At 74.1% G+C, this 24,151-nt stretch carries 16 protein-coding genes; 1 reads left to right on the top strand and 15 read right to left on the bottom strand.

Features of this window, described 5'->3' with window-relative positions:
- Nucleotides 1-17: 17 nt before the first annotated feature.
- The 6 genes from WME83_RS34725 to WME83_RS34700 all read right to left on the bottom strand — a co-directional run bounded on the left by WME83_RS34725 (nt 18) and on the right by WME83_RS34700 (nt 10,147).
- Nucleotides 18-3,668 (bottom strand): hybrid sensor histidine kinase/response regulator, encoded by a 3,651-nt coding sequence (locus WME83_RS34725; protein ID WP_437313993.1) that lies wholly within the window; start codon nt 3,666-3,668, stop codon nt 18-20.
- Nucleotides 3,669-3,780: 112 nt separating this feature from the next.
- Complete coding sequence (locus tag WME83_RS34720) at nt 3,781-4,836, bottom strand: response regulator transcription factor (protein ID WP_437313992.1); 1,056 nt, start codon at nt 4,834-4,836, stop codon at nt 3,781-3,783.
- A complete protein-coding gene (locus WME83_RS34715) occupies nt 4,833-5,207 on the bottom strand; it encodes a response regulator (RefSeq protein WP_437313991.1) in 375 nt (124 codons plus the stop codon). The genes WME83_RS34720 and WME83_RS34715 overlap by 4 nt, the downstream gene beginning before the upstream one ends.
- A 572-nt stretch (nt 5,208-5,779) precedes the next feature.
- On the bottom strand, nt 5,780-6,496 hold the full coding sequence (locus WME83_RS34710) for a hypothetical protein (protein WP_437313990.1): 717 nt from the start codon (nt 6,494-6,496) through the stop codon (nt 5,780-5,782).
- Between the two features lie 245 nt (nt 6,497-6,741).
- Complete coding sequence (locus WME83_RS34705) at nt 6,742-7,206, bottom strand: PaaI family thioesterase (protein ID WP_437313989.1); 465 nt, start codon at nt 7,204-7,206, stop codon at nt 6,742-6,744.
- Between the two features lie 13 nt (nt 7,207-7,219).
- Nucleotides 7,220-10,147, bottom strand: coding sequence for a 2-oxoglutarate dehydrogenase E1 component (locus WME83_RS34700; RefSeq protein ID WP_437313988.1), 2,928 nt, complete (start codon nt 10,145-10,147; stop codon nt 7,220-7,222).
- Between the two features lie 145 nt (nt 10,148-10,292).
- On the opposite strand from WME83_RS34700, the gene WME83_RS34695 reads away from it, so the two are divergent.
- On the top strand, nt 10,293-11,930 hold the full coding sequence (locus WME83_RS34695) for a glucose-6-phosphate isomerase (RefSeq protein WP_437313987.1): 1,638 nt from the start codon (nt 10,293-10,295) through the stop codon (nt 11,928-11,930).
- A 52-nt stretch (nt 11,931-11,982) separates the two neighbouring features.
- On the opposite strand, the gene WME83_RS34690 is transcribed toward WME83_RS34695, so the two are convergent.
- The 9 genes from WME83_RS34690 to WME83_RS34650 form a co-directional block, all read right to left on the bottom strand.
- Entirely contained in the window at nt 11,983-12,738 is a 756-nt protein-coding gene (locus WME83_RS34690) for a hypothetical protein (protein ID WP_437313986.1), read from the bottom strand.
- A gap of 46 nt (nt 12,739-12,784) precedes the next feature.
- A complete protein-coding gene (locus WME83_RS34685; protein WP_437313985.1) occupies nt 12,785-13,591 on the bottom strand; it encodes a hypothetical protein in 807 nt (268 codons plus the stop codon).
- A gap of 120 nt (nt 13,592-13,711) precedes the next feature.
- Complete coding sequence (locus tag WME83_RS34680) at nt 13,712-15,097, bottom strand: S41 family peptidase (RefSeq protein WP_437313984.1); 1,386 nt, start codon at nt 15,095-15,097, stop codon at nt 13,712-13,714.
- Nucleotides 15,098-15,213: 116 nt separating this feature from the next.
- Nucleotides 15,214-16,767 (bottom strand): hypothetical protein, encoded by a 1,554-nt coding sequence (locus tag WME83_RS34675; RefSeq protein ID WP_437313983.1) that lies wholly within the window; start codon nt 16,765-16,767, stop codon nt 15,214-15,216.
- A 301-nt stretch (nt 16,768-17,068) separates the two neighbouring features.
- A complete protein-coding gene (locus WME83_RS34670; protein WP_437313982.1) occupies nt 17,069-18,742 on the bottom strand; it encodes a hypothetical protein in 1,674 nt (557 codons plus the stop codon).
- Between the two features lie 56 nt (nt 18,743-18,798).
- Nucleotides 18,799-19,533 (bottom strand): hypothetical protein, encoded by a 735-nt coding sequence (locus WME83_RS34665; protein ID WP_437313981.1) that lies wholly within the window; start codon nt 19,531-19,533, stop codon nt 18,799-18,801.
- A gap of 140 nt (nt 19,534-19,673) precedes the next feature.
- Complete coding sequence (locus WME83_RS34660) at nt 19,674-21,284, bottom strand: hypothetical protein (RefSeq protein WP_437313980.1); 1,611 nt, start codon at nt 21,282-21,284, stop codon at nt 19,674-19,676.
- Nucleotides 21,285-21,427: 143 nt separating this feature from the next.
- Nucleotides 21,428-22,426, bottom strand: a complete 999-nt coding sequence (locus WME83_RS34655) for a tetratricopeptide repeat protein (protein WP_437313979.1) — start codon at nt 22,424-22,426, stop codon at nt 21,428-21,430.
- A 10-nt stretch (nt 22,427-22,436) separates the two neighbouring features.
- Entirely contained in the window at nt 22,437-24,032 is a 1,596-nt protein-coding gene (locus tag WME83_RS34650; RefSeq protein WP_437313978.1) for a serine/threonine-protein kinase, read from the bottom strand.
- Nucleotides 24,033-24,151: the final 119 nt, after the last annotated feature.

Below are 24,151 nucleotides of genomic sequence, written 5' to 3'. Positions count from 1 at the left end.
CGGGCGCGCCGGCGAGCTCACGCCGCGGGCGCGCCGATGGGGGCGGGCGCCCGGGGGGCGCCGGCCTGCGCCGCGGCCTCGACGCAGACGCGGACCTCCTCCAGGAGCTCCTGGAGGCCGAGCTCGCCCTTCTGGAACACCCGCTCGGTGCCCATCTGGAGCCGCGCGCGATCCTCGTCCGTGAGCTCCTTGGCCGTGAGCACGATGAGCGGCATCCGGCGCCAGTGCTCGTGGAGGCGCAGCCGCTCGATCAGCTCGAACCCGTCCATCTCGGGCATCATCAGATCGACGATGGCCGCGTCGGGCGCCGCCGCGTCGGTCGCCAGGAGATCGAGCGCGACCCGGCCGTTCGCCGCCGACACCGCGTCGCAGCCCGACCTGCGCAGCATCCCCTCGAGCACCTCCCGGCTCGGCGCGTCGTCCTCGACCACGAGGACGCGCGGGCTGCGCCCGCTCCGGAGCGCGCAGCGCGCGAGCGCGCGCTCCAGCGCCTCGCGCTCCACCGGCTTCGTGATGTAGTCCGCGGCGCCGAGCGAATAGCCGATGCCCCGCTCCTCGACGATCGAGATGACGATCACCGGGATCGACGCGAGCGCCGGGGTCGACTTGAGCGCCGAGAGCACCCGCCAGCCGTCCATCTCGGGCATCAGGAGATCGAGCGTGATCACGTCGGGGAACAGCGTGCCGGCGAGGCGCAGCCCCTCCCGCCCGCCCGGCGCCAGCGCCACGTGGTGCCCGAGCGCCTCGATGTGCCGCTTGAGCAGGTCGCGCACCGTGGCGTCGTCGTCCACCACGAGGACGAGCCGCTGGGCGTCCGCGTGGCCCGGCGCCCACGCCTCGGCGCCCGCGCGACCGTGGCCGTCCGCCGCGCCGCCCCGCGCCGCGGCGTCGTCGGTCGACGCCGCGAGCGGCAGCCGCACCCGGAACGTGGAGCCCTTGCCGACCTCGCTCTTCACCTCGATGGCGCCCCCCATGAGCTCGACGAGCCGCTTCGTGATCATGAGGCCCAGCCCGGTGCCGCCGTACCTGCGCGACGTCGACGCGTCGGCCTGGACGAACGGCTGGAACAGCCGCTTCAGCTGCTCCTCCGTCATCCCGATGCCCTCGTCCTCGACCTCGAGGTGCAGCGCCGGCCGGCCGGGACCGCGCTCGACCGAGACCCGCACCCGCACGGCGCCGTCGGCGGTGAACTTCGCCGCGTTGCTGAGCAGGTTGTAGAGGATCTGCCGCGTCCTCCGCGGGTCGGCGTGCAGGGTGATCGCGCCGTCGGGGCGGTGGATCGAGAGCGTGTTCCGGCGCTGCGCGACCAGCGGGCGCACGGTCGAGGTCACCTCGTCGAGCAGGACCTGGACGTCGAACGACTCGGGGTGGAGCTCCATCCTGCTCGCCTCGATCTTCGACAGGTCGAGGACGTCGTTGATGAGGCCGAGGAGGTGGGCGCCGGCCTGGTGGATCTTCTTCAGGTCCGCCACGAACGCCTGGTTGCCGAGCTCGATCGCGTCCTCCTGGAGCATCTCGCTGTAGCCCAGGATCGCGTTGAGCGGCGTGCGCAGCTCGTGGCTCATGTTGGCGACGAACTGGCTCTTCGCCAGGTTCGCGCGCTCGGCCGCCCGCGCCATGGCCTCGGCGTGCGTCTTGGCCTCCGAGAGCTGCCGGTTCACGACCTCGGCCCGCTCCATCGCCTGGGACAGCGCCTGCTCGGTCTCCTTGTGCAGGGCGATCTCCTGCTGCAGCTGCTCGTTCTGCCGATCCAGCTCCTCCTCGACGAGCTCCCGGCTCTCCCACGAGAGGACGAGCCACCACGCGCCGACGCCGATGAGGACCACGACCGCGGCGTAGAGCTTGATGAACGCGGCGAGGACCTCGGGCCGCGCCTCGGCGGTCAGGGCGGCGCTCCAGTAGAAGAGCCCGAAGAGCGCCCCGACGACGCCGGCCATGGCGGCGAACACGAGCGCGAAGCGCAGGAGCCGCGACGAGAGCCGCGCCGACAGCCGCTCCGCCACGAAGGCGCGGAGCGCCGTCGCCCGGCGCGCGGACACCCCGGCCCGGGGCGTCTTGCAGACGTCGTGGCAGCGCGCGTCCAGCGTGCAGCAGAGCGAGCAGATCGCCCCCTCGTACACGGGGCAGTACGCCATGTCCTGCGGCTCGTAGCCGTGCTCGCAGACGCAGCACTGCGCGACCCCAGGGGCCTTGTCGCTCGGGAAGTGGGTGTTCTCGCGGGCGATGTAGTACTTGCCCCGGGTGAGCCAGGCGATCGCGGGGGACAGCGCGAACGCGAGGCCGAGGGCGATGAACGAGGAGTACGCCGCGGCGGAGGGGCCGAACAGCCCGGCGAAGCAGAGGATGGACGCCGCGGCGCCCGCGCCCATCGCGCCGACCCCCACCGGGTTCACGTCGTAGAGGTGCGCCCGCTTGAACTCGATATACCGCGGGCTCAGCCCGAGGGGCTTGTTGACGACGAGGTCGGCCACGATCGCGCCGACCCACGCGATGGCGACGCTGGAGTAGATCGCGAGCACCTTCTCGAGGGTATGGAAGACCCCGAACATCATGAGGAGGAGCGCGATCGCGACGTTGAACACGAGCCACACGACGCGGCCGGGGTGGCGGTGCGTGAGCCGCGAGAAGAAGTTGGACCACGCGAGCGACCCGGCGTAGGCGTTGGTCACGTTGATCTTGAGCTGCGAGACGACGACGAACGCCATCGCCGCGAGGAGGACGACGCCGCGGTTCGAGAAGACGTGCTCGTAGCCGGCCAGGTACATCACCACCGGCCGGAGCGCCGCGTCCACGCTCGATCCCTGCCGCACCGCGAGCGACGCGAGGAAGCCGCCGGCCAGCTGCTTGGCGCCGCCGAGCAGGATCCACCCGGGGCCCGCCAGGATCAGCGCGGTCCACCAGAGGCGGCGGTTCGATCGCGTCCTGTCCGGCATGAACCGCAGGTAATCCACCTGCTCGCCGATCTGCACGATGAGGGAGAAGCTCACGCTGGCCGCGAGCCCGAAGAGGACCGGGTCGAACCGGTCGCCGCCCTCCGACCTGCCGGCGAAGCTGGTCCAGCCGGACAGCGCCTCCGGGTCCTTCTGGAGCACGAAGACGAACGGCAGCGCCATGAGCACGAGCCACAGCGGCTGGGTCCAGAGCTGGAACTTGTTGATCAGGGTCACGCCGAAGAGCACGAGCGGGATGATCACCGCCGAGCACAGGAGGTACCCGGGCACGAGCGGCAGGCCGAAGTAGAGCTCGAGGGCCTGCGCCATGATGGCGGCCTCGAGGGCGAAGAAGATGAACGTGAACGACGCGTAGATGACCGACGTGATCGTCGAGCCGATGTAGCCGAACCCCGCGCCCCGCGTCAGGAGGTCCATGTCGAGGTTGTACGTCGCCGAGTAGTACGAGATCGGCAGTCCCGTGAGGAAGATGATGACGCTGGAGACGAGGATCGCCCAGACCGAGTTCGTGAACCCGTAACTGACGATCAGCGAGCCGCCGATGGCCTCCAGCGCGAGGAACGAGATCCCGCCGAGCGCCGTGTTGGCGAGGAGCGCCGGGGACCATTTCCTGAACGACCTCGGCGCGTAGCGGAGGGAGTAGTCCTCCATGGTCTCGTTGGCGACCCAGCTGTTGTACGCGCGCCGCTCCCTGACGATGGTGTGGATGACCTGCATGGCTCGCCGCTCCGCGCCTGTCCGCGGCACGCCCCGGACAGGCGCCCTCGTGTTCACGGTACTTCGCCCTGTGGAGCGCCCCGCGCGCGCCCCGGCCGGCGCGGCCCCTCGCTCAGCCCGCGCCCTGCTCGCCCGCGTCGCCCCGCGCGCGCCCGGCCGATGCGCGCTGCGCCTCCTCGGCGCGCGCCTGGTGCTCCCGGAGCAGGGTGACATAGGCCTCCTCGCATTGCCTGAGCCGCTTGAGCTCGAGGCAGGCGCGGATGCGCGCCTGGAGCAGGACCATGTTGAACGGCTTGGTCACGTAGTCCTCGGCGCCGCACTCGATGCCGCGCGCCACGTCGCCGAGCTTGTCGGACGCGGAGAGCAGGACCACCGGGGCTATGCCGAGGCGCCCCTCGTCCCGCAGCTTCTCCAGGACGTCGAGGCCGCTCAGGTCCGGCATGACGAGATCGAGCAAGATCAGGTCGTAGTCGTTCTCGCGGATGAGCTGCAGCGCCGTGCGCCCGCCGGGCGCCTGGTCCACCTCGTACCCCCGCCGCTCGAGGCACGCGGTCAGCATGTCGCGGTTCACGGAGTTGTCGTCGACGACGAGCAGGCGCCCGCCGAGGCTCCCGGCCCTGGCCGGGGCGATGAGCGCGGGAGGGGTGGCCTCGTCCTGGACGGGCGGCAGCCCGAGCCACGGGGCCTTCGGGAGGCCGCTCTGCGAGTAGCCCGCGATGAGGTTGCGCAGCATCACCCCCGCCGCCTGGATCCGGCAGAGGATGGGAATCAGCGCGAACCGCTCCTCGCGCTCGAACCGGGAGAGCAGCTCGGCGCAGAGCGGCTCGATCTTGCTCGTGTGCGGCTCGGTGGCGTCGTTGAGCTCGCGCAGGCTGCGGAGCAGCGCCTGCGAGTCGCGGCCGCCGAGCGCCTCCTCGGAGATGCGCTCGTTCACCTGGGCGAGCACGGAGGCCCCGATGCCCCGGAGCCCGTTGAGCGCGTCGAACGTGCTCGTCGGCGCGTCGAGGGGCAGGCACTCGAGGAGGTGATCGCCGTAGCCGACGATCGCGGTGAGCGAGGTGCGGAGCTCGTGGCGGAGGTGCGCGACGAGCGATCTCCAGAGCTCCTGCCTCCCGGGCCTGTCGCTCGCGGCGCCGCGCCCGGCGGGGGGATCGGCCGGGCGCTTCACGGCGACTCCCGGGCGAGCAGCGTCTGGATCTTGGCGTCGAGGCGCTCGATCTCGACGGGCTTGATGTCGTAGTCGTCGCCTCCCGCCTCGATGGCCTGCTCTCGATCGCTGCTCATCGCGTGGGCGGTGAGGACGATGATGGGGATGTCCCTGGTGCGCGTGTCCCCCTTGAGGCGGCGCGTCGCCTCGAGGCCGTCGATGTTGGGCAGGCCGACGTCCATGAGGATCAGCTGCGGCCGCGCGGTCCGCGCCAGCTCCACCCCCGACTCGCCGTCCACGGCGGTCACCACGGCGTATCCACGGCGGAGCAGGCGTCGCGATAACATGTCACGGTTCATCTCGTTGTCTTCGACGAGGAGAATGGTGGTCATGAGTTCGCTCCCCTTGAAAGCAAGATCCCCGCGGCGCCCCGCCCGACGACGAGCGCGGGCGCGCGACCGAGCCGGCGCCCCGCGCTGCCCGCGAGCGTCGCGCCGGCAGGCAGCTGGTCTGCCTAGGACACCAAACGGGTTGAGACCCCGAGAAAGTGAACCACAGAGGCACAGAGGACACAGAGGAAACACAACAAAACTCTGTGCCCTCTGTGCCTCTGTGGTTCCAACCTCTTCGTTCTCGGGCGTTTCAAGCCGACCGGTGCTCTAGAAGAGCTCCTGAGCGGTCGTGTCCCCCCCCCCCGTCCGCGCCGCCTTCGTCGATTCGATGTCTCGTACGTTACGGTATCGGTTTTTGGGGATCCATAGAAATCGGTGTTTGCCACCGCCAAAGGCGTGCTGCTCGGAGAGCGAATGTCCGCGGCCCGAGCCCCTCCTGGAAGGGGAGCTGTGTTGTGTCCAGCACGTGTCGAGCGGTGATGAAAAGCGCGGCGAGGCCACGAGATGGCCTGTCGCAGATGGATGAGTGGATTCGGGACGTACGCTGCCGGAGCGCGCCGCGCCTCGGCCGCTCAGCGCCGCGCGATCTCGACGATCTGCCGCACGCGCTGGCCGCCGAGGTCGAAACGCCCCTCGAGCCCCGCGAACACGAAGCTGTTCAGGCGGGTGCCCCGGACCTCGTGGGCGGCGCTCGCGCCGCCCGCGCGCTCCAGGAAGAAGACGTTGAGCCCGCCGCCGATCGACGGGCCGAGCGCCACGCTGTCCGACATGCGGACATCGAGCGTCGCGGTGAGGCGCGCGATCTCGACGCCGTGGGTGAGCGTGTCGCGCTCCTGGCCGGGCGCCGCCGTCCAGAGGGCGCGGTAGCCGCTGCCGAGCGCGATCACCGGATCGACGCGCTGGAACGGCGCCAGGTGGAACCTCGCCTCGGCGCCCGCCGTCAGGCCGCGGACGTCGGTGTCGCGCCGATCCGGGCCCACGGCCATGTACTGCTCGTAGCTCGACGTCAGGCCGAGGCCGAGCTTCGGCGTCGCGCGGTAACCGAGCTTCACGGCCACGCCGGCGCCGGGGCCCGACACGTCGCGGATGCGCCGCTCGCTCCCGATGTCGCCGAACCCCTGCGTGTACCCGGCGCCGACCCCGAGCTCGAGCGCGTTGCCCGGCGCCCTGAGGGGCGAGCTCAGGTAGCTCGGCGGGACCTCGCCCTCGTAGTCCTGCGCCGAGGCGACGCGCGCGCACAGCGCGCCGAGCGCGGCCGCGGCGACCGCGAACCCCGTGTTTGCCTTCATTGCGGATCCTCCTCGTTCGCGGCGCCGCGAGGCGGCGGAGCCGATCCGCGCGCCACGATCCGCGCGCCACGATCCGCGCTGCGCGGCCCCGCGCCGCGCGTGCCGCCCGGGGACGCCACTCGCGGGGCGCGGAGCATCGCGTGTGCCACGGGGGCGGCGAGCACCGCCTTCTCGGTCGCGGACGGGCGGAGGGCGGCGCGCGAGGCCGCCGGCCGCTCACGGCGCCGCGCCGCGGGGCCGCCGGCCTACCAGCGGTGGAAGGCCGGGTGCCCTTCCTTGACGGCCACGAACGTCCCGCGGCACGTCGCCGTGACCCGGCCCCCCGCCTCCAGGGTCGCCTCGACCACCACGCGGTCGCCCTCGGCCTCCGCGACCTGCGCCCGCAGGCGCACCGGGCCGAGCGGCGTCGGCTTCTTCAGCTTCACGTGGAAGTCCGCCGTCACCGTGCACGGCGGCGCGTCGGCCCCCCGCGCCTGCATGAGGTGGTGGGCCGCGGTCCAGTTCGAGTGGCAGTCGAGCAACGCCCCGAGGATGCCGCCGTTGACCATCCCGGGGAACGCCTCGTGGTGCGGCTCCGGCGTGAAGTCACAGACCACCGCGTCGCCCTCGACGCGGCTCTTCAGCCGGAGCCCCTTGTCGTTGGCGGGCCCGCACCCGAAGCACCGGCTCTCTGGCGCGTACAGGTCCTGCAGGCTCGCCGCTCCGCTCACCGGCTGCCCCCCATCACCGGCTGCCCCCCACGAACGCCTCGTCCATCAGCATCTTCTGCTCGAGGAGGTGGCTCGCCCGCGACCCGGTCGCCGGGCTCGCGCTCGGCGCGCGGCTCACGCACGAGAGCGGCAGCCGGTCGCCGAGCTTGTTCCGGAGCACCGCGAGGACGTAGTACCAGGATCCGTAGTTGCGCGGCTCCTCCTGCACCCACACGAGCGGCGTGCCGTCCTTGTAGGGCGCGAGCGCCTTCACGATCTCGTCGTTCAGCGGGAAGAGCTGCTCCAGCCGCAGGATCGCCACGTCCTTGAGCCCGCGCGTCTCCCGCGCCAGCGCGAGGTCGTAGTACACCTTGCCCGAGCAGAGCAGGATCCGCTTCACGTCGGCCGGATCGACGCCGCTCGTGTCGGGCAGCACGCGCTGGAACTGGCCCTCGGCGAGGTCCTGGATCGTCGACACGGGCCGGTGCGGGCCCTTCGACGTCGCCGGGACGCGCAGCAGGCTCTTCGGCGTGGCGATGATGAGCGGCTTGCGCCACGGGCGGTGCACCTGCCGCCGCAGCACGTGGAACAGCTGCGCCGGCGTCGTCAGGTTGCACACCTGGATGTTGTCCTCGGCGCTGTTCTGCAGGCAGCGCTCGATGCGCGCGCTCGAGTGCTCCGGCCCCTGGCCCTCGTAGCCGTGCGGCAGGAAGAGCACGATGCCGCTCAGGCGGTGCCACTTGTCCTCGCTCGACGTGATGAACTGGTCGACGATGACCTGCGCGCCGTTGAGGAAGTCGCCGAACTGCGCCTCCCAGATGACGAGCCCGTCCGGGTAGTCGAGGCTGTAGCCGAAGTCGAAGCCGAGCACGCCCGCCTCGCTGAGCGGGCTGTTGTACGCCTCGAACCGCGCCGGCGCCTTGGCCACGCTCGACAGCGGCGCGAAGCGCGCGCTCGTCTCGACGTCGCGCAGCACCGCGTGCCGGTGGCTGAAGGTGCCGCGCTGCACGTCCTGCCCGGAGAGCCGCACCGGCGTCCCCTCGGCGAGCAGCGACGCGTAGGCGAGCATCTCGCCCGTGCCCCAGTCGAACGGCTCGCCGGCGACGAGCTTCTCGTGCCGCTGCTTGAGCGTCGGCAGCACCTTCGGGTGCGCCTTGAAGCCCTCGGGCAGCTCGAGGAGCCGCTCGGACAGCGCGATGAGCCGCTCGGCCGGCACGCTCGTCGGCACGTCCGGCGTCGCGTGATCGGCGCCGCCGCGGTAGTGCGTCCACACGCCGCCCATCGAGTAGAGCACCGGCGCGAAGCCCTTCTGCTTCACCTCGTCGAGCGCGGCGGCGAGCGCCTCGCGGCGCCGCACCACGATCTCCTCGGCCTTCTCCGCGGTGACCTGGCCGAGCTCCATGAGGCGCCGGACGTAGACCTGCCGCACGGTCGGCTTCTTGTCGATCGCGGCGTACATCCGCGGCTGCGTGTAGCGCGGCTCGTCGCCCTCGTTGTGGCCGTACTTGCGGTAGCAGTACATGTCGATGACCACGTCCGAGCCGAAGCGCGAGCGGTAGTCGATCGCGAGCTGCGCGACGTGGGCGACCGCCTCCGGGTCCTCGCCGTTCACGTGGAACACCGGGACCTTGAGCATCCGCGTGATGTCGGACGCGTAGCGGGTCGAGCGGCCCTCCATCGGGTCGGTCGTGAAGCCGACCTGGTTGTTCACGATGACGTGGACCGTGCCGCCGGTCGAGTAGCCCTTCAGGTTCATCATGTTGAGCGTCTCGGCGACGACGCCCTGCCCGATGAACGCCGCGTCGCCGTGGATGAGCAGCGGCATCACGCGGCGGCGCGCGTCGGCCGCGCCGTCGGCGAGCCGCCGGTCCTGCTTCGCGCGGACGCGGCCCTGCACGACGGGGTTCACGAACTCGAGGTGGCTCGGGTTGAACGTGAGCGTGAGGTGGACGTTGCGCCCGTTCTCGAGCGTGCGGTCGGTCGAGTAGCCGAGGTGGTACTTGACGTCGCCGCTGCCGAGGTGGCGCTCCGCGTCCTTGTCCTCGAAGGCCGCGAAGATCTCGCGCAGGCTCTTGTCCATGATGTTCGCGAGGACGTTGAGCCGGCCGCGGTGCGCCATGCCGACCACGATCTCGTCGACCTCGTGCGACCCCGCGCGCTCGATGATGAGGTCGAGCAGCGGGATGAGGCTCTCGGCGCCCTCCAGCGAGAAGCGCTTCGTCCCCGCCTCGTAGGACTTGTGGATGAACTGCTCGAAGATCTCGGCGTCGGAGAGCTTCGTCAGGATCCGGAGCTGCTTCTGGCGGTCGAGCGTCAGGCGGTTGCGCGTCGACTCCATCTGCTGCTGGAGCCACTGGCGCGCCTCGGGCTCCTCGATGAACGTGAACTCGACGCCGATCGAGCGGCAGTACGTCTCCTCGAGCCGGCGGATGATCTCGCGCAGCGTGAGGACGGGCGGCACGCCGGCGAGGTCGGTCGTCGGGAAGGCGAGGTCGAGGTCCTCGACGCGCAGCCCGAAGTTCGTGAGGTCGAGCTCGGGCGGCGTCGCGGGCGGCAGGCCGAGCGGGTCGACGTGCGCGAAGAGGTGGCCGCGCACGCGGTAGGCGTTCACGAGGGCGTAGACGCGGGCCTTGAGCGCCGCCTCCGCGAGCACCTTCAGATCGCGCGACGTCTCGAGCGAGGTCGGGTGCTCGCTCAGCGTCTGCGCGAACGCGGCCTCCAGCGTCTTCGCGGCCTCGCCGTTCGTCTTGCCGTGCCCGTTCCCCGGCGCCGCCGAGGGCCGCGACGCCTGCGGCTGGACGGACGGCAGCGCGGCCGGAGCGGGCAACCTGATCGGCGCAGCGCCGCCGTTCTTGCTCTCGAAGAACGAGCGCCAGCCGGGGTCTACCGACTCCGGGTTCTCGAGGTACTGCGCATAGAGCTCCTCGACGAGCCCTGCATTGATTCCGAAATCAAGCTGCATCGTGGTTCGGCGTGCAAATAACGCGTGTCGGGGCGGCACGCTAGAGTCGTTTTCCGATGGCTCCGGTGCATAGGGCGGAACATCGTCCGGGCAAGGGGTCCGAGCGCCTGGAGAAACGGTAGGGAGAAGCGGTAGAAGGGGGGCCATGGATCAAGACCGCGCTACCCCGGGTCGAGGACCGGCGCCCGCCGTCCTCCCCATCGACCGTTTCCGGGACCACCTCTTCCACGACGGGAGCCTCGGGCTCTGGCTGGACGTGAGCCGGATCCGCTTCGAGAAAGACTTTTTCGCCACGATGGATCCGCGCATCCAGGCGGCGCTCGCCGAGATGGCGGCGCTCGAGGGCGGGAGCATCGCCAACCCCGACGAGGACCGCCGGGTCGGCCATTACTGGCTGCGCGCGCCGGAGCTCGCGCCCGAGGCCGCGCTGCGCGCCGCGATCGAGGCGACGAACGCGCGGATCCTGAGCTTCGCCGCGGACGTGCACGCGGCGCGGGTGCGGCCGGAGCGGGCGGCCCGCTTCCGCAAGGTGCTGGTCGTCGGGATCGGCGGCTCGGCGCTCGGGCCGCAGTTCGTCGCGTCGGCGCTGGGGACGCCGGCCGACCGGATGCAGCCGTATTTCTTCGACAACACGGATCCGGACGGGATCGATCGCACGCTGGACGCCATCGGGGACGACCTCGGTGCGACGCTCGCGGTGATCATCTCGAAATCGGGCGGGACGAAGGAGACGCGCAACGGAATGCTCGAGCTCGAGGCGGCGTACCGGCGGCTCGGCCTCTCGCTCGGGGCGCACGCGGTCGCGGTGACGGGGGAGGGGAGCGAGCTCGACAAGTACGCGGCGAAGCACGGCTTCCTCGCCCGCTTCCCGATGTGGGACTGGGTCGGCGGGCGGACGAGCGAGCTCTCGGCGGTCGGCCTCTTGCCGGCGGCGCTGCAGGGGCTGTCGATCCTGGAGATGCTGCAGGGGGCGCGCGAGATGGACGAGGTCACGCGCGCGAAGGAGGTGCTCCGGAACCCGGCGGCGCTGCTCGCGCTCGCCTGGTATTCGGCGACGGGCGGCGTGGGCCGGAAGGACATGGTGCTGCTCCCGTACAAGGACCGGCTCGAGCTCTTCTCCCGCTACCTCCAGCAGCTCGTGATGGAGTCGCTCGGCAAGCGGCTCGATCGCCAGGGCAAGGAGGTGTGCCAGGGGATCGCCGTCTACGGCAACAAGGGCTCGACCGATCAGCACGCGTACGTGCAGCAGCTCCGCGACGGGCTCGACAACTTCTTCGTCACGTTCATCGAGGTGCTGCGCGATCGCGCGCCGTCGCGCGGCGCGATCGAGGTCGACCCCGGCGTCACGACGGGCGACTACCTCTCCGGCTTCCTGCAGGGGACGCGCAAGGCGCTGAGCGAGAGCGGGCGCGAGTCGATCACGATCACGATCGAGACGGTCGACGCGCGCGCCGTCGGCATGCTGATCGCGCTCTACGAGCGCGCGGTCGGGCTGTACGCGTCGCTCGTGGGCATCAACGCGTACCACCAGCCGGGCGTCGAGGCCGGCAAGAAGGCCGCGCAGGAGGTGCTGGATCTGCAGGCCAAGGTGCTCGCGGCGCTGGCCGCGGGCGCGGGGCGCGCGCTGAAGCTCGAGGAGATCGCGGGCGCGGCGGGCACCGGCGACGTCGAGACGGTCTTCTGGATCCTGCGCCACCTCGCGGCGAACCCGGAGCGCGGCGTGGTCCGGGAGCTGCCGCAGGGGGGCTCGCCGTTCGACGCGACGTACCGGCTGGCGCGGTGAGCGGAGGGCGCAGGGGCGCCGGGAGCCGGGATGGGCTCCCGGCGCGCGCTGCTCAGAAGCGGACGCGCAGGGTCCCGCCGGTCGGGCCGACGAGGAGCTCGGGGGCGTGGAGCGACGTGTCGCGCGGGATGTCGTGGCGCACCCAGACCTTCTGGTTGGAGGCGAGGCCCGCGACGAGCAGCGCGAAGCCCGTCACCTGCGTGAGACCGTTGAGGAGCACGAGGGAGCCGGCGACCCGGCCGCCGTCGTCGGAGAAGTCGATGTCCTCGCCCGTGGCGAGCGTGATGAACGGGCCGCCCACGGGCACGAACAGCGGCGCGTAGCTGCCGGCCTCGCTCTCTCCCTCGCTGAGGATGCTCCCGGCCGTGAGCGCGGCGAGCGCCCACGCGGTGCCGAGGACGATGGACCCCGCGACCAGCAGCCGGCGGCTCTTCTGCGTCTCGAGGCGGTAGCCCTGCGGCGCGGGCTCGCCTTCCTTGAAGGGCAGCGTCCGCGGCATGCCGAAGATGAAGCTCGACGCATACGACGCGTAGTCCGCCGGAGGCGGGTAGCCGAGCGGCGGGTAGCCCGGCGGCGGCGCGTAGCCGGGCGGCGGCGCGTAGCCGGGCGGCGGCGCGTAGCCGGGCGGCGGCGCGTAGCCGGGCGGCGGCGGGTAGCCCGGCGGCGGTGCGTAGCCCGGCGGCGGTGCGTAGCCGGGCGGCGGCGCGCTCTGCGCTGACGGAGCGTCGCTCTCCGCTGCGGCCGGGGTCGCGAGCGCGAGCACGCCGAGCAGCGCGGGCATCGAGAGGACAGCGCGGATCGCGCTCACGTGGGTCTCCCTTCGGGGTGAGAGCCGCTGGCGCAGGCTCGCCGGATCAGAATCGCCATCGAAGCTCCGCGGACGACGCGCCGATCGAGATCGCAGGCCACGGGGACGCAGCGTGCTCGGGATCGCGCGGGCTCACCTTGAACTGCCGCTCCAGGTAGACCTCCTCGTTCGCCAAGCCGGCGACATACAGGAGCAGCCCGCTCACCTGGGCCACGGCGTCCACCGTGAGCCAGAAGACGCCCGCGCCCTCGGCGTCCATGGTCACCGTGCTGATCATCGGGCCGACGAACGGGATGAACAGCGGCCCGAACTCGTCGAAATCCTCCTCCGCGAGGGTCGCGACGCCCGCGACCGTGATCGAGAGCGCGTACGGGATGCCGAACGTCAGGAGCCCCGCGCCGGCGAGCGCGCGATCCGATCGGGTCTTGAGCGCGTAGCCGCGCGGGATCGGGTCGCCCTCCTCGTACTGGATGGTCCGCGGGTTCGCCCACGGCGGGAGCGGCGGCGGCGGCAGCAGGTAATAGCCCGGCGGGACGGGCATCGGCGCGCCGTCCGGAGGCGCGGGAGGAGCGCTGACGGGCGCGGGAGGAGCGCTCACTGGAGGAGCGCTGGCGGGCGCGGGAGGAGCGCTCGCGGTCGCGGGAGGAGCGCTGGCGGGCGCGGGCGGAGCGCTCGCGGTCGCGGGAGGAGCGCTCGGCGCGGCGGGAGCCGCCGTCGTGCCGCCGAGCGCCGGCCTCTGCGGCGCGCCAGGCACCTGCGCGGTCGCGGGCGCGGCGAGCCCGAGCAGCGCGGCGAGCACCGCGGCGGCCTGCGCGCCGCGGGCGCGCGGCGCGGCGAGGCGGCGACGCGGCACGATACTCCCTTCCGTTGGCCCGATCGGCATGCTGGCTCCCGTCGCGCTCGCGCGGCGACTCCGAGGAACTGCGGGTGGCTTCGGCGCAGCGAGGCCAGCATACGCGGACGGCTCGCGAACTCAACGAGGCGCGCACGATGTCCGCGCGCCGCGGCGAGGCGCGCCGGACGGCGCCCCGCGCAGCGCGAGCGCGGCCGCGCCTTCGACGAGCTCGACGCCGTCGAGCCGGACGTCGGGCTCGAACCCGCGCAGCTCGACGAAGTCGCCGAGCGGGTCGCGGTACGCGCGGGTGCCGAGCGAGAGGGTGACGCCCGAGCGCGGGAGCCGGAAGAGCGCGATCTCGCCGACGCTCATGCCGCCGCGGGTGTTCTGCCCGACCACGAGGACGCCCGGGATCTGCCGCACCAGCGCGAGCAGCATCTCGCACGCCGACGCGCAGCCGCGGTCGACGAGGAAGACGGCGCGCCCCTCGAGCGGCCCCGCCGCCCGCCCGCGGATCCGCGCGCCGCGGGTCGTGAGATCGACGCGCGGCGCCGCGCCGCGGCCGTCCGCGGCGCGACCCCGCAGCGCCCCGGCGAGGCGCTCGAGCGCGGCGAGGTGCTCGACGAAGCGCGGCCGCGCCTCGGGCGGGACGTCGCCGCGGGCGAGCCGGCGGCGGGCGCTGTTGGCGCGCCCCTCGGCCGCGGCGACGGAGAGGACCTCGCGCTCGTCGAGCGCGCAGAGCGGCGCGTCGGTGAGCGCGAGCGCGAAGCGCTCGGCGAAGAGGTAGTTGCCGCCGGCGTTGCCGCGCAGGTCCACGACGAAGGCGGGCGCTCGCCGCAGCTCGGCGGCGAGCGCGGGGAGCGCCGCGAGCGCCGGGGCGGCGGCGGTGCTGAAGGTTCGGATGGCGAGCACCGGGACGCCGTCGCGGCTCCGCGTGAGCGCGACGGGCGGGCCGGGGCGTCGCGGCGCATCGAGCCGCCGCGGCGGGGCCTCGATACGGGCGCCGGCGCCGCGGTCGGCGCAGGTCGCCGGGGCGGCGGGCGCGGGCGCCGGGGCGGCGGGCGCGGGCGCCGGCGCGGCGGTGAGCCGGAGCGGCGCGCGGCCGCCGTGGCCGAACGCGAGGTGGCCGTCCGGCGCCGCGAACACATCGCGCAGGAGCCGCGCGAGCTCGCCGGGGCGCCACGCCGCGCGGCCGCGGAGCGCGGCTTCGGCCCGAGCGAGCGCGAGCGGCGAGGGCGCGGGCGAGCGCCCGTCGAGGCCCGCGTAGGCGTGCTCGAAGGCGTAGCGCGCGTCGTCGAGGTCGAGGATCGCCTCGGCCGAGGACACGGTCCGCGGCTCGCCGTCGAGGTCGCCGTCCGCGATGCGCAGGCTCCGGAGCGGCGCCGGCGCCTGCGAGGGGGCGACCGCGGGCGCCGGGGCGCACGCGAGCGCGGCGCACGCGAGCGCGGCGCACGCGAGCGCGGCGCAGGAGCGCGCCGCGGTCGCGGCGCGGCGAGGCCGGCGGAGCGAGCTCTTGGGGGGCACGGCGCGCGAGGGTGCGACGGCGCGCGTCGCCGGCGCAACCGGAGCCGCTCGGGCTCGTGAAGGAGATCACGGCATCGCAGCGAGATCCAGGGCCCGGCGCGGCGGCGCGGCGCCCGTCACCGCGCGCCGGCGAGCCGCGCGACGAACCCGCGCGGCCGCGCGTCGGCCTGGCTGCCGAGGGGCTCGTCGAGCCCGAGGCCGAGGATCCCGGCCACGTTTCCCCCGACGTAGAGGGGACCGCCGGGCGCCCCGCCCGCCGCGACGGCGCGCACGTCGGCGGAGCCGGCCCCGTCGAGCGTCGACGCCGAGATCACGTCGCCCGCGCCGTCGAGCTGGATCAGAAACCCTGCCTGCGTCCCCGGCGAGGCCGCGAGCACCCCGGCGGCCCCGAGGTCGATCTCGCCGGCGAACAGCCCCGCGACGTAGATCGAGCCGGCGGCGTCGACCGCCACGGCGGCCGCCGCCTGGACGGCCGCCGCGTCGCCGAACCCGCGGCTCCACACCGCCCCGCCCTCCGAGACGCGCGCGACGAAGACGCTGTCCGCGCCGCCGGCCTCGGGCATCCCCGGGCAGGTATCCTCGAAATCGAGCGCGCCGGTGTAGCTGCCGGCGATCACCACGTCGCCGTCCGGGAGCTGCGCGGCGCCGTGCGGCGCGATGCGCTGATCTCCCTCGAGGCGCAGCGTCGTGACCCGCTGCGGCGCGCCGTCGCTCGACGCGTAGCGCGCGACGAAGAGCCCGCGGCCGTCCGGGGCGCGGGGCGTCTCCTCGCCGAACGCGACGGCGCCGCGCGCCGTGTCGTACTCGCCCACGACCGCCACCGACCCCGGCCCGGCCGTGGCGCCGGCGACGAGCGCCCTCACGGTCACGCCCGCCCGCGCCCCGAGGGCGCGGTTCCACTTGCACGCGCCCCGCGCCGGATCGAAGGCGGCGAGCAGCACGGCCTCCCCGGCGACCGTGCGCTTGAGGTCGCACGGGCCGGAGCTCTTGGCCTTGTCCACCGACTCGACGGCGAAGACGACCGCGTCCGACGTCGCCGCGAGGCCGCGCGCGGCGGTGCCGCCATCGGCGTCGAGGCTCCACGCCCAGGCGCACCGGCCCGCCGCGTCGAGCGCTGCCACGAAGCTGGACCGGGCGGCCGCCGCGCCCCCGCGCGGGCCGACGCGGCACCGCGCATCGGCGAGCTCCACGCTCTGCGTCGACTCCCCGGCGACGAACGTGGCGGCCGTCCCGACGGCCAGGTGTGTGCCCCGGACGCCGGGCGCCGACAGGCTCACCTCGCCTTGGCGCACCCCGGCGGGGCTCCACCGCGCCACGGTGAACGCGTCTGCCTCGTTGACCACGGCCGTCACCGCGTCGTCCTGTGCCGCGATGTCCGCCACGTCCACGCCGATCGTGTCGCCCCAGAGCCCCGACGGCGCCGCGATGGCTCCCTCCCTCGCGTCGTTGCAGGCGAGCTCCCCCCCGCCGCTGCCGGCGCCGCCGCCCCCGCCCGCGCCCGCGCTGACCGCCGAGGAGCCGCCCGCCGACGCGGAGGACGCGGCGTCATCGATCTCTGCTGGATCGGCCTCGCCGACCTCGAGGCCGATGAGGGCGTTGCAGCCGCTGGCGCCGGAGGCGAACAGCGCAGCACAGAGCCCAGCTCGGAGCTTCGCGAGAGAGCGCTTCATTGCGTCGACCTCTATTGCACGGCGCAGTCGCGGCCGCCACGACAGGAGGCGAGCGGAGCCTCAACCGCCGATCCTCTCGAGACCCAGCGTGCCTGAGCCCGGAACCGCAGAGAGCATGCGGTCCGGACGGGTCTTCTCCGCTGCTCACGACGTCTCCTGGAAACACGCTGGTTGCGTGGCGACAAACGGATCCGCCCTTGAAGCCGACCGCAGGGATCCCCTTACGCCTCGTCGCCGCACGCGCCGCGCGGGACGGGAGCGCAGCTCCGCCGCCTCCGGCCGCGCCCGGCGCGATCGCAGCTCAGCGCACGCCCGAGAGCCGCGCGATGAACCCGTGAGACTCCGGATCGCTGTCGCTGCCGAGCGGCTCGTCGAGCCCGGGGAGCTCGAGGGTGCCGGTCACGGCGCCCGCGACGTAGAGGGGATCGCCGGAGCCGCCGTTCGCGGCGACGACCCGCAGGGCGACGGTGCCGTCTCCCTCGAGCTGGGCCGCCGAGACGAGGTTGCCGCGGGCGTCCAGCCTCAGCAGGAATCCCGCCCGCTTCCGGGAGGTGGTGAGCGCCCCGGCGCCCCCCAGCGGGAGCGCGCCCGAGAACTCGCCCGTGACGTAGATCGAGCCCGCCTCGTCCACCGCCACGCCGGCCGCGATCTGGCTCTCCGCCGCGTCGCCGAACCCGCGGCTCCACACGACGCCGTCGTCGGAGACCCGCGCGATGAAGAGGTTCTCGGTCTCCCCCGCGTCGGGCAGCGGCGGGCAGCGCTCTTCGAAGCGGACGCGCCCGCGGTACGTCCCGGCGATCACGACGTCGCCGCCCGGGAGCAGCGCGGCCCCGTGCTGCGCCACCTGCTGATCTCCCTCGACGTTCAGCGTCTTCACGTCCTGCAGGGCGCCGTCGGTGGTCACGTAGCGCGCGATGAAGACGTCGCGGCGCTCCGAGGCGAAGGGGAGCTCCCCGCCGAACGAGACCTCTCCGCTGAGCGAGTCGTAGTCGCCGACGACGGTCACGAACCTCGACCCTGACCTCGAGTTGGCGGCGATCGCCTTGACCGTCACGGCCGCTCGCGGCCCGAGGCGGTGCTGCCAGCGGCACGCGCCGTCCTGCGGGTGGAGCGCGGCGAGCAGCGCCGACTCCTGCGGGATTTCCCGGAGCGCGCACGGCCCGAAGCTCCTGCCGGCGTCCGTCACGTCGACGGCGGCGACGAGCGCCTCGGGGGTCGCCGCGAGGCCGCGCGCGGTGGTGCCGTGCTCGGCGTCGACGCTCCACACCCACGCGCATTTGCCCTCTGGGCCGAGCGCCGCCACGAAGCTCGTCGTGAAGGTGGTGTCGAGCAGGCCGGGGCCGATGCGGCAGGCGCTGAGCGACCCCGTGGGCAGGTTGGCGGCCCCCTCGGACTCCCCGGCGACATAGGTGAAGTCTTTGCCGGCGGCCAGGTGCAAGCCCCAGATGTCATTCACCGAGAGCCCGTACCGGCCGTCGCGCGCCCCGGCGGCGCTCCACTTCCCGACCGTGAATTGATAGCGCGAATCCTCGAGGACATCCGTGACGACGGCCGTCAGCGCGTTGCCCGAGGCGGCGAGGTCGCCCACGTCGAAGCCGATCGTCTCGCCCCACGCCGCCGACGGCTGGAGGATGGCGCCCGGGGCCTCGCTGCACATCGGAACCCCGCCGCCGCTGCCCCCGCCGCCCTCTCCTCCCGCGCCCGAGCCCCCGCCGCCCGCGTCCGCCGCTCCGGAGCCGCCCGCGCCCATGCCGCCGTCGCCTGCGCCGCCCGCGCCCGCTCCCCCCGCGCCCGAGCCGCCCGCGCCCGAGCTCGCCGCGGAGGAGGTCGCGCCCGGGGCCGCGCCAGCGCCGGAGTGCGACCGGTCGAGCTCGCCGACCTCGAGCCCGATGATCGCGTTGCAGCCGCCCGCCACGACGGCGAACAGGCCGGCGCAGGACACGGCGGCTCGGATCGTACGGGGGTCGCGCTTCATCGGATCGGCTCTTCGCGGGGCGGCATCCTCGAGGGGGCTATCGCGCCAGGGCGGGCTCAATGGCAGGCTCTGACGTAATTGGGGAAGACGATGGTGGACTGGCAGGTGAGGCTGCACGACCCGAACGGGCCTTCGTGCCCGCACGGGATGTCCGCCAGAAACACGCTGGATGCCACGGCGCACGTCAGGAGGCCGCTGCAGTTGATCGAGCGGAACTCCTTCTCCTCGGCGCCGCTGCAGTCGTAATCGAAGCCGCCCCCCGGGGTGATCGGCGTGTCGTAGAACGTGCTGGGCTGGCCGGGGTGGACCAGGGGGTTGTCGTCGTTGCAATCGTTGCCGCCCTCGCACGCCTTCGAGCGATAGCCGTCGTCGTCCGCGTCGCAGTCGACGGTGCCGCCGCCGGAGCCGGAGGTGGCCGAGGTGGAGCTCGCGCTGGAGGTCGCCGCGCCCCCGCCGGAGCCGGAGGTGGCCGAGGTGGAGCTCGCGCCGGAGGTCGCCGCGCCCCCGCCGGAGCCATCGCCGCCCGCGCCGCCGCCGCCGCCGGAGGCCGCCGTGCCGCCGCCGTCCCCGCCGGCGCCGGAGGTCGCCGCGCCGCCGCCGGAGCCGGCCACGTCCGCGGACGAGGCGGCGGTGCTCGCGGACGATGCGGTGGTGCCTGCGAAGTCCCCGCCAGCGCCTGCGCCGCCGGGGCCCCCGGTGAAGGTGACGTCGGGGTAGCACCCCGCGACGGCGCCCAGGGCGGCGGCCGCGGCGGGCAGAGCCAGGCGGAAACATCGGTGAAGCGAGCGCATCCTCGAATGGAAGCCCCCGTTCCCACCGGCGTCAACCTGCGGCGGCCGGATCACGCGCCGCGCCGCGCCGCTTGCGTGGCAGGCTCAGCGGCGCCGTGTGGAAATGTCGTGGGCTGTTCTGCGGATGCCGAGCGCGGCGGTCACCGCATGCCCTGCAGCTGAACGATGAACCCTTCTCCCGGCGCCCGGATGGGACGGCCGAAGTCCATGAGAGGGAACGTGTCCGTCAGCTCGCCGCCGATGTGGAGCGGATCGCCGGGCCTCTCGCCCGGCGCGACCGACCAGACGGCCGCGGTGCCTTTCCCCGCGATCGCGGTGCCCCAGAGGACGTTGCCGCTCGGATTGAGCACGATCAGATAGCTGGACAGCTCCTCCGTCCCGGCGGCGATCTTCTCGCCGCTCTCCAGCGGGATCTCGCCCTCGAGCGTCCCCGTCACGTAGATCGCGCCGCTCTCGTCCACCTCCAGGTGGACGACCATCTGATCTTTCACCGCGTCGCCGAATCCACGGCTCCAGACCACGCCCTCTCGCGAGACGCGCGCGACGAAGGTGTTCTCCGAGCTCCCCGCGTCCGGCAGGAGCGGGCAGCCATCCTGGAAGTTGAAGGACGGCCCGGAGTACGTCCCGGAGATCACGAGGTCTCCGCCCGGGAGCAGCGCGGCCCCGTGCCGCGCCGCCGACTGGCTCCCAGGGGCCCTGAGCGGGAGGAGGTCCGTCAGCTCGCCGTCCTCCATCCGGACGCGCGCCACGAACAGGTCGCGATCCGGCGTGCGGGGGAGCTCCTTCGTCTGGATCTTGATCGCCGCATCCGGCGCATCGTATTCGCCGAAGACGAGCACCTCCCCGGTCTCCGGGACCGCGACGAGCTCTTCGATGCGCACGGTCGCGGCGGTCTCGAACGTGCGATGCCAGAGGCACGCGCCGTCGGGGTCGAGCCCCACGAGCGCCGTGGAGCCGCGCTCGTCGCCGGCCCCGAGGGCGCAATCGCCGGTGCTCGCCGTCGCCTGTCCCGAGAGCGAGACCGCGAACACGACCCGCTTGGGCGTCGCCGCGAGGGCGAGCGGAGCGGTGTTGAACTCGGCATCGACGCTCCAGATCCACTTGCATTTGCCCAGCGGATCGAGCGCTGCCAGGAAGCTCGGCCTGTGCCCGTTCTCGTCGGGCACACCGATCAAGCACTCGCCGTCCGGCGTGAGCGAGATGAACGGCGCATCCGACCAGCCGGTCACGTAGGCGGCGTCCGACAGGACGGCCAGGTGCTCGGGCCAGATGTTGCCGGACAGCTCGCCGGTCCTCATCCCGTACGTGCTGTCGAGGGTCCCGGACGTGCTCCACCGCGCGACCGAGAACCCGACCTTGTTGGGCGTGCTGGCGAGCTCCCGCGACTCCTTGATGACCGCCGTCACCGCGCCGTCCCGCGCCGCGATGCCGGCGACCGACAGGCCCGACAGCTGTCCCCACGCGCCCGACGCGCCGCGGACCGCCCCCTCGCGGGTCGGGCTGCAGTACGCCGCCTCCCCGCCGGCGCCGCCGGTGCCGTCCCCGCCGGCGCCGTCCCCGCCGGTGCCGTCGCCGCCGGCGCCATCACCGCCGGCGCCGCCCGTGCCGACCGCGGACACGTCCGCCGACGTCGCGCCCGCGCTGCCGGACGACGAGTCCAGCTCGCCGACCTCGAGCCCGATGATCGCGTTGCAGCCCGCTCCGGCCGCGGCCGCGAGCAGCGCGGCGCGGAACATGGGTCGAGTGTTCATGAGATCGCGCGTCATCTCTCCGTCTCCCGTGGCGCGGCGCCTCCGGCGGCCGGCGAAAGATCACCCTCGCCACGGCCGGCTGCATGCCGGGCGTGGCTCCAGGGATCGAGAGATTACCAGCGCACCGCCGGCCGCGGCTGCCGTCAGAAGATCACCCTGGCCACGGCGCCTCCCGGCACCACGCCGACCGTCGCCCTCGGGGCCGACGGCGCCTGCGCCGACGACGGCGCAGTGAAGATGAGCACCGCCCCGGCGCCCAGCGCCGCCGCCCCGACCAGGAACGCGACCGTCGAGATCGTCCCGGCGGTCGCGCCCTGCTCTTGCAGCTCGATCCCCCGCTCCGCGCAGACGTTGGCCTCGTTGCAATAGGGCTCGGCGTCGCCCTTCTTCCCGAGCGCGCGCAGGCCGAACGCGGCGCCGACGCCGAGCCCGACCACGCCGGCGCCGGCGCTGATCCACCCGGCCGTCCGCTGCATCGAGCCCCCCGCCGCCGGCGGGCCGTCCTTCGGCGGGAGCGCGGGCCCGGCGCTCCCGCCGCCGGCCGCGGGCTCCTCCGGCGCGACGAGCAGCTCGGCCTGCGCGCCCTCGGCGAGCTGCACCGTGAACGTCTTCTGCTTCCGGCCCGGCGCCGTCGCCGTCACCTGGACCTCGCCCGGATCCACCGGCAGCGGCGCGCCCAGCGAGCCCGCGCCGACCGGGATCCCCGAGCGCTGCACGGCCGTGTCCCGCGGCGCGCCGGGCGCGAGCCGGATGGTGAGCCTCGGCACGCGGCCCTCCAGCGCCGCGGCGCGCGCCTGCGCGATGGGGCGCCGGTCGTCGTTCGCCGGCAGATCGCGCGCGAGCTGCCGGAAGATCGACCAGGCGGTCGCGACCTTGCCGCGCTTCTCCTCGCAATCGGCGAGGTTGAGCAGCGCGCCGGGCGCCGGATCGAGCTCGTAGCTCTCCCGGAACTTGGGGCACGCCGCGTCGTAGTCCTTCGCCTGGAGCGCGGCCCTGCCGGCGTCGAACAGCGCCTCCGCCGCCGCGGGATCGCGCACCTGCGCCGAGGCGCCGGGGCAGGCGAGGAGCGCGGCCCCGCCCAGGGCGAGCGCCTCGGCCGGGAATCGTTTCCGCGAGCGTTTACGCGAGCTCAATCTACCCATCCGTGCGACCTCAGCGTCTCCGGTTGAACGGGTCCTCCGCCGGCGTGGGCGCCGGGGCCGGCGCGGGCGGCGTCTTCGCCGGAGCGGTCGTGGGCGGTCGCGCCTTCCCCGCGGCGGGCCGCGCGGCGGCCGGCGTGGGCGCGGGCGGCGTCGCGGACGCGCTCGGCGTGGGCTCCGGCGGCGGCGCGGGCACGGGCGCCGAGGGCGCGATCGCCGGGACCGCGTCGCCGGACGCCGCGGGCTCTGCGCCGGCCCCGGGCGCGCCCGCGCCGCCGTGCGGCTCCTGCGCCGCCCCGGCGCTCGCCCCGGGGCGCGGCTCTGCGGCCACCGCGGAGCCGTTCGACGCGTGCTCCGCGTCCCCGGCGCTCCCGCGCTGCCACCACACGAGCCCGACCAGGGCGCCCACGGCCAGCGCGCCGGCGCCGGCCAGGAGCGCGCCCAGGGCCGCCGCGCGCGGCGCCGGGCGCTCCGTGCCGGCCGAGCGCTCCACGACCGGCGAGACCGTGCCCGCGCCCCCGCCGGCCGAGCCGGCGCTGACCGCGCCGCCGCTGCCCGTGCTGGGCGAGCCCGCCGCGGCGAGCTCCGTGCCGCGCGGCCCGCTCCCCGGGGCGCGCGCGTGCGCCCCCTGGCGCCCCGGATCCGAGAACATGTACGCGCGCCCCGGATCCGGGTGCGCGGACATGCGCGAGGGATCCGGGTGCGAGCCCGGCGCGGGGTCGAACGCCGCGCCGCCGCGCGCCTGGCGCAGGGCGCGCTGCATCGCGCGGGCGTTCGGCCAGCGCCGGTCGGGATCGAACGCGAGGGCCACGTCCATGACGGCGGCGATCGGCGGGGGGAGGGTCGGCAGGACGCTGCCGACGGGCGGCGCCGGCTGGGTCATGGCCGCGAGCAGCAGCAGCGGGAGGGTCTCGGCCTCGTGCACGTACCGCCCCGAGAGGAGCTGGAACATCGTGCTCGCGACGGCCCAGAGGTCGGTGCGCGGGTCGACCTTGTCCCATTGCCCTCGCGCCTGCTCGGGCGGCATGAACTGCGGCGTCCCCATCAGGCTGCCGGCGCGCGTGGTCGCGTTCGCGGGGGACGAGAGCTCGCGCAGCCGCGCGATGCCGAAGTCGAGCACCTTGAGCTGCCCCTGGCGCGTGAGGAACAGGTTGTCGGGCTTGAGGTCGCGGTGGACGATCCCGCGCTCGTGCGCGACGGCGAGCACGTCGAGCAGCTCGTCGGCGATGCCGAGCACCTCGTTCACGCCGAGCACGCCGCTCGGCTCGCGGGCGCGGCGCGCCTCGACGGTCTCGCCCTCGAGCAGCTCCATGACCAGGAACACCGAGCCGTCCTCGGTGACGTCGTCGTCGAGCACCCGGACGATGCCCGGGTGGTCCACGCGGTTCGCGACGTAGCCCTCGCGCAGGAAGCGCGAGCGCGCTTCCTGGTCCTCGGACAGCTCGCGGCGGAGGATCTTCACCGCGCCGCGCATCCCGTTGCGGTGCGTGCCGGCGTAGACCATGGCCATGCCGCCGAAGCCGAGGAGGCGCTCCAGGCGCCACTTGCCGCGCAGGACCTGGCCTACGAGCGCCTCCGGCCGGAAGCCCTCAGGGTCGACTCGGGTCATCGGCGGAGACCACCTCTTGTCCTGGCCTCGGGGGGCGTCGCCTCGCCGGCGAGGCCGGCGGAGCCGGCGAGGCCAGCGGAGCCGGCGAGGCCAGCGCGGCTCGAGCGGCAGGGGTGGCT

The organism is Sorangium sp. So ce385 (genome assembly GCF_051474135.1).
In the GTDB taxonomy this organism is placed as follows: domain Bacteria; phylum Myxococcota_A; class Polyangia; order Polyangiales; family Polyangiaceae; genus Sorangium; species Sorangium cellulosum_D.
The sequence above is the reverse complement of the archived record's forward strand: the minus strand, read 5'-3'. Positions and strand labels throughout refer to the sequence as shown.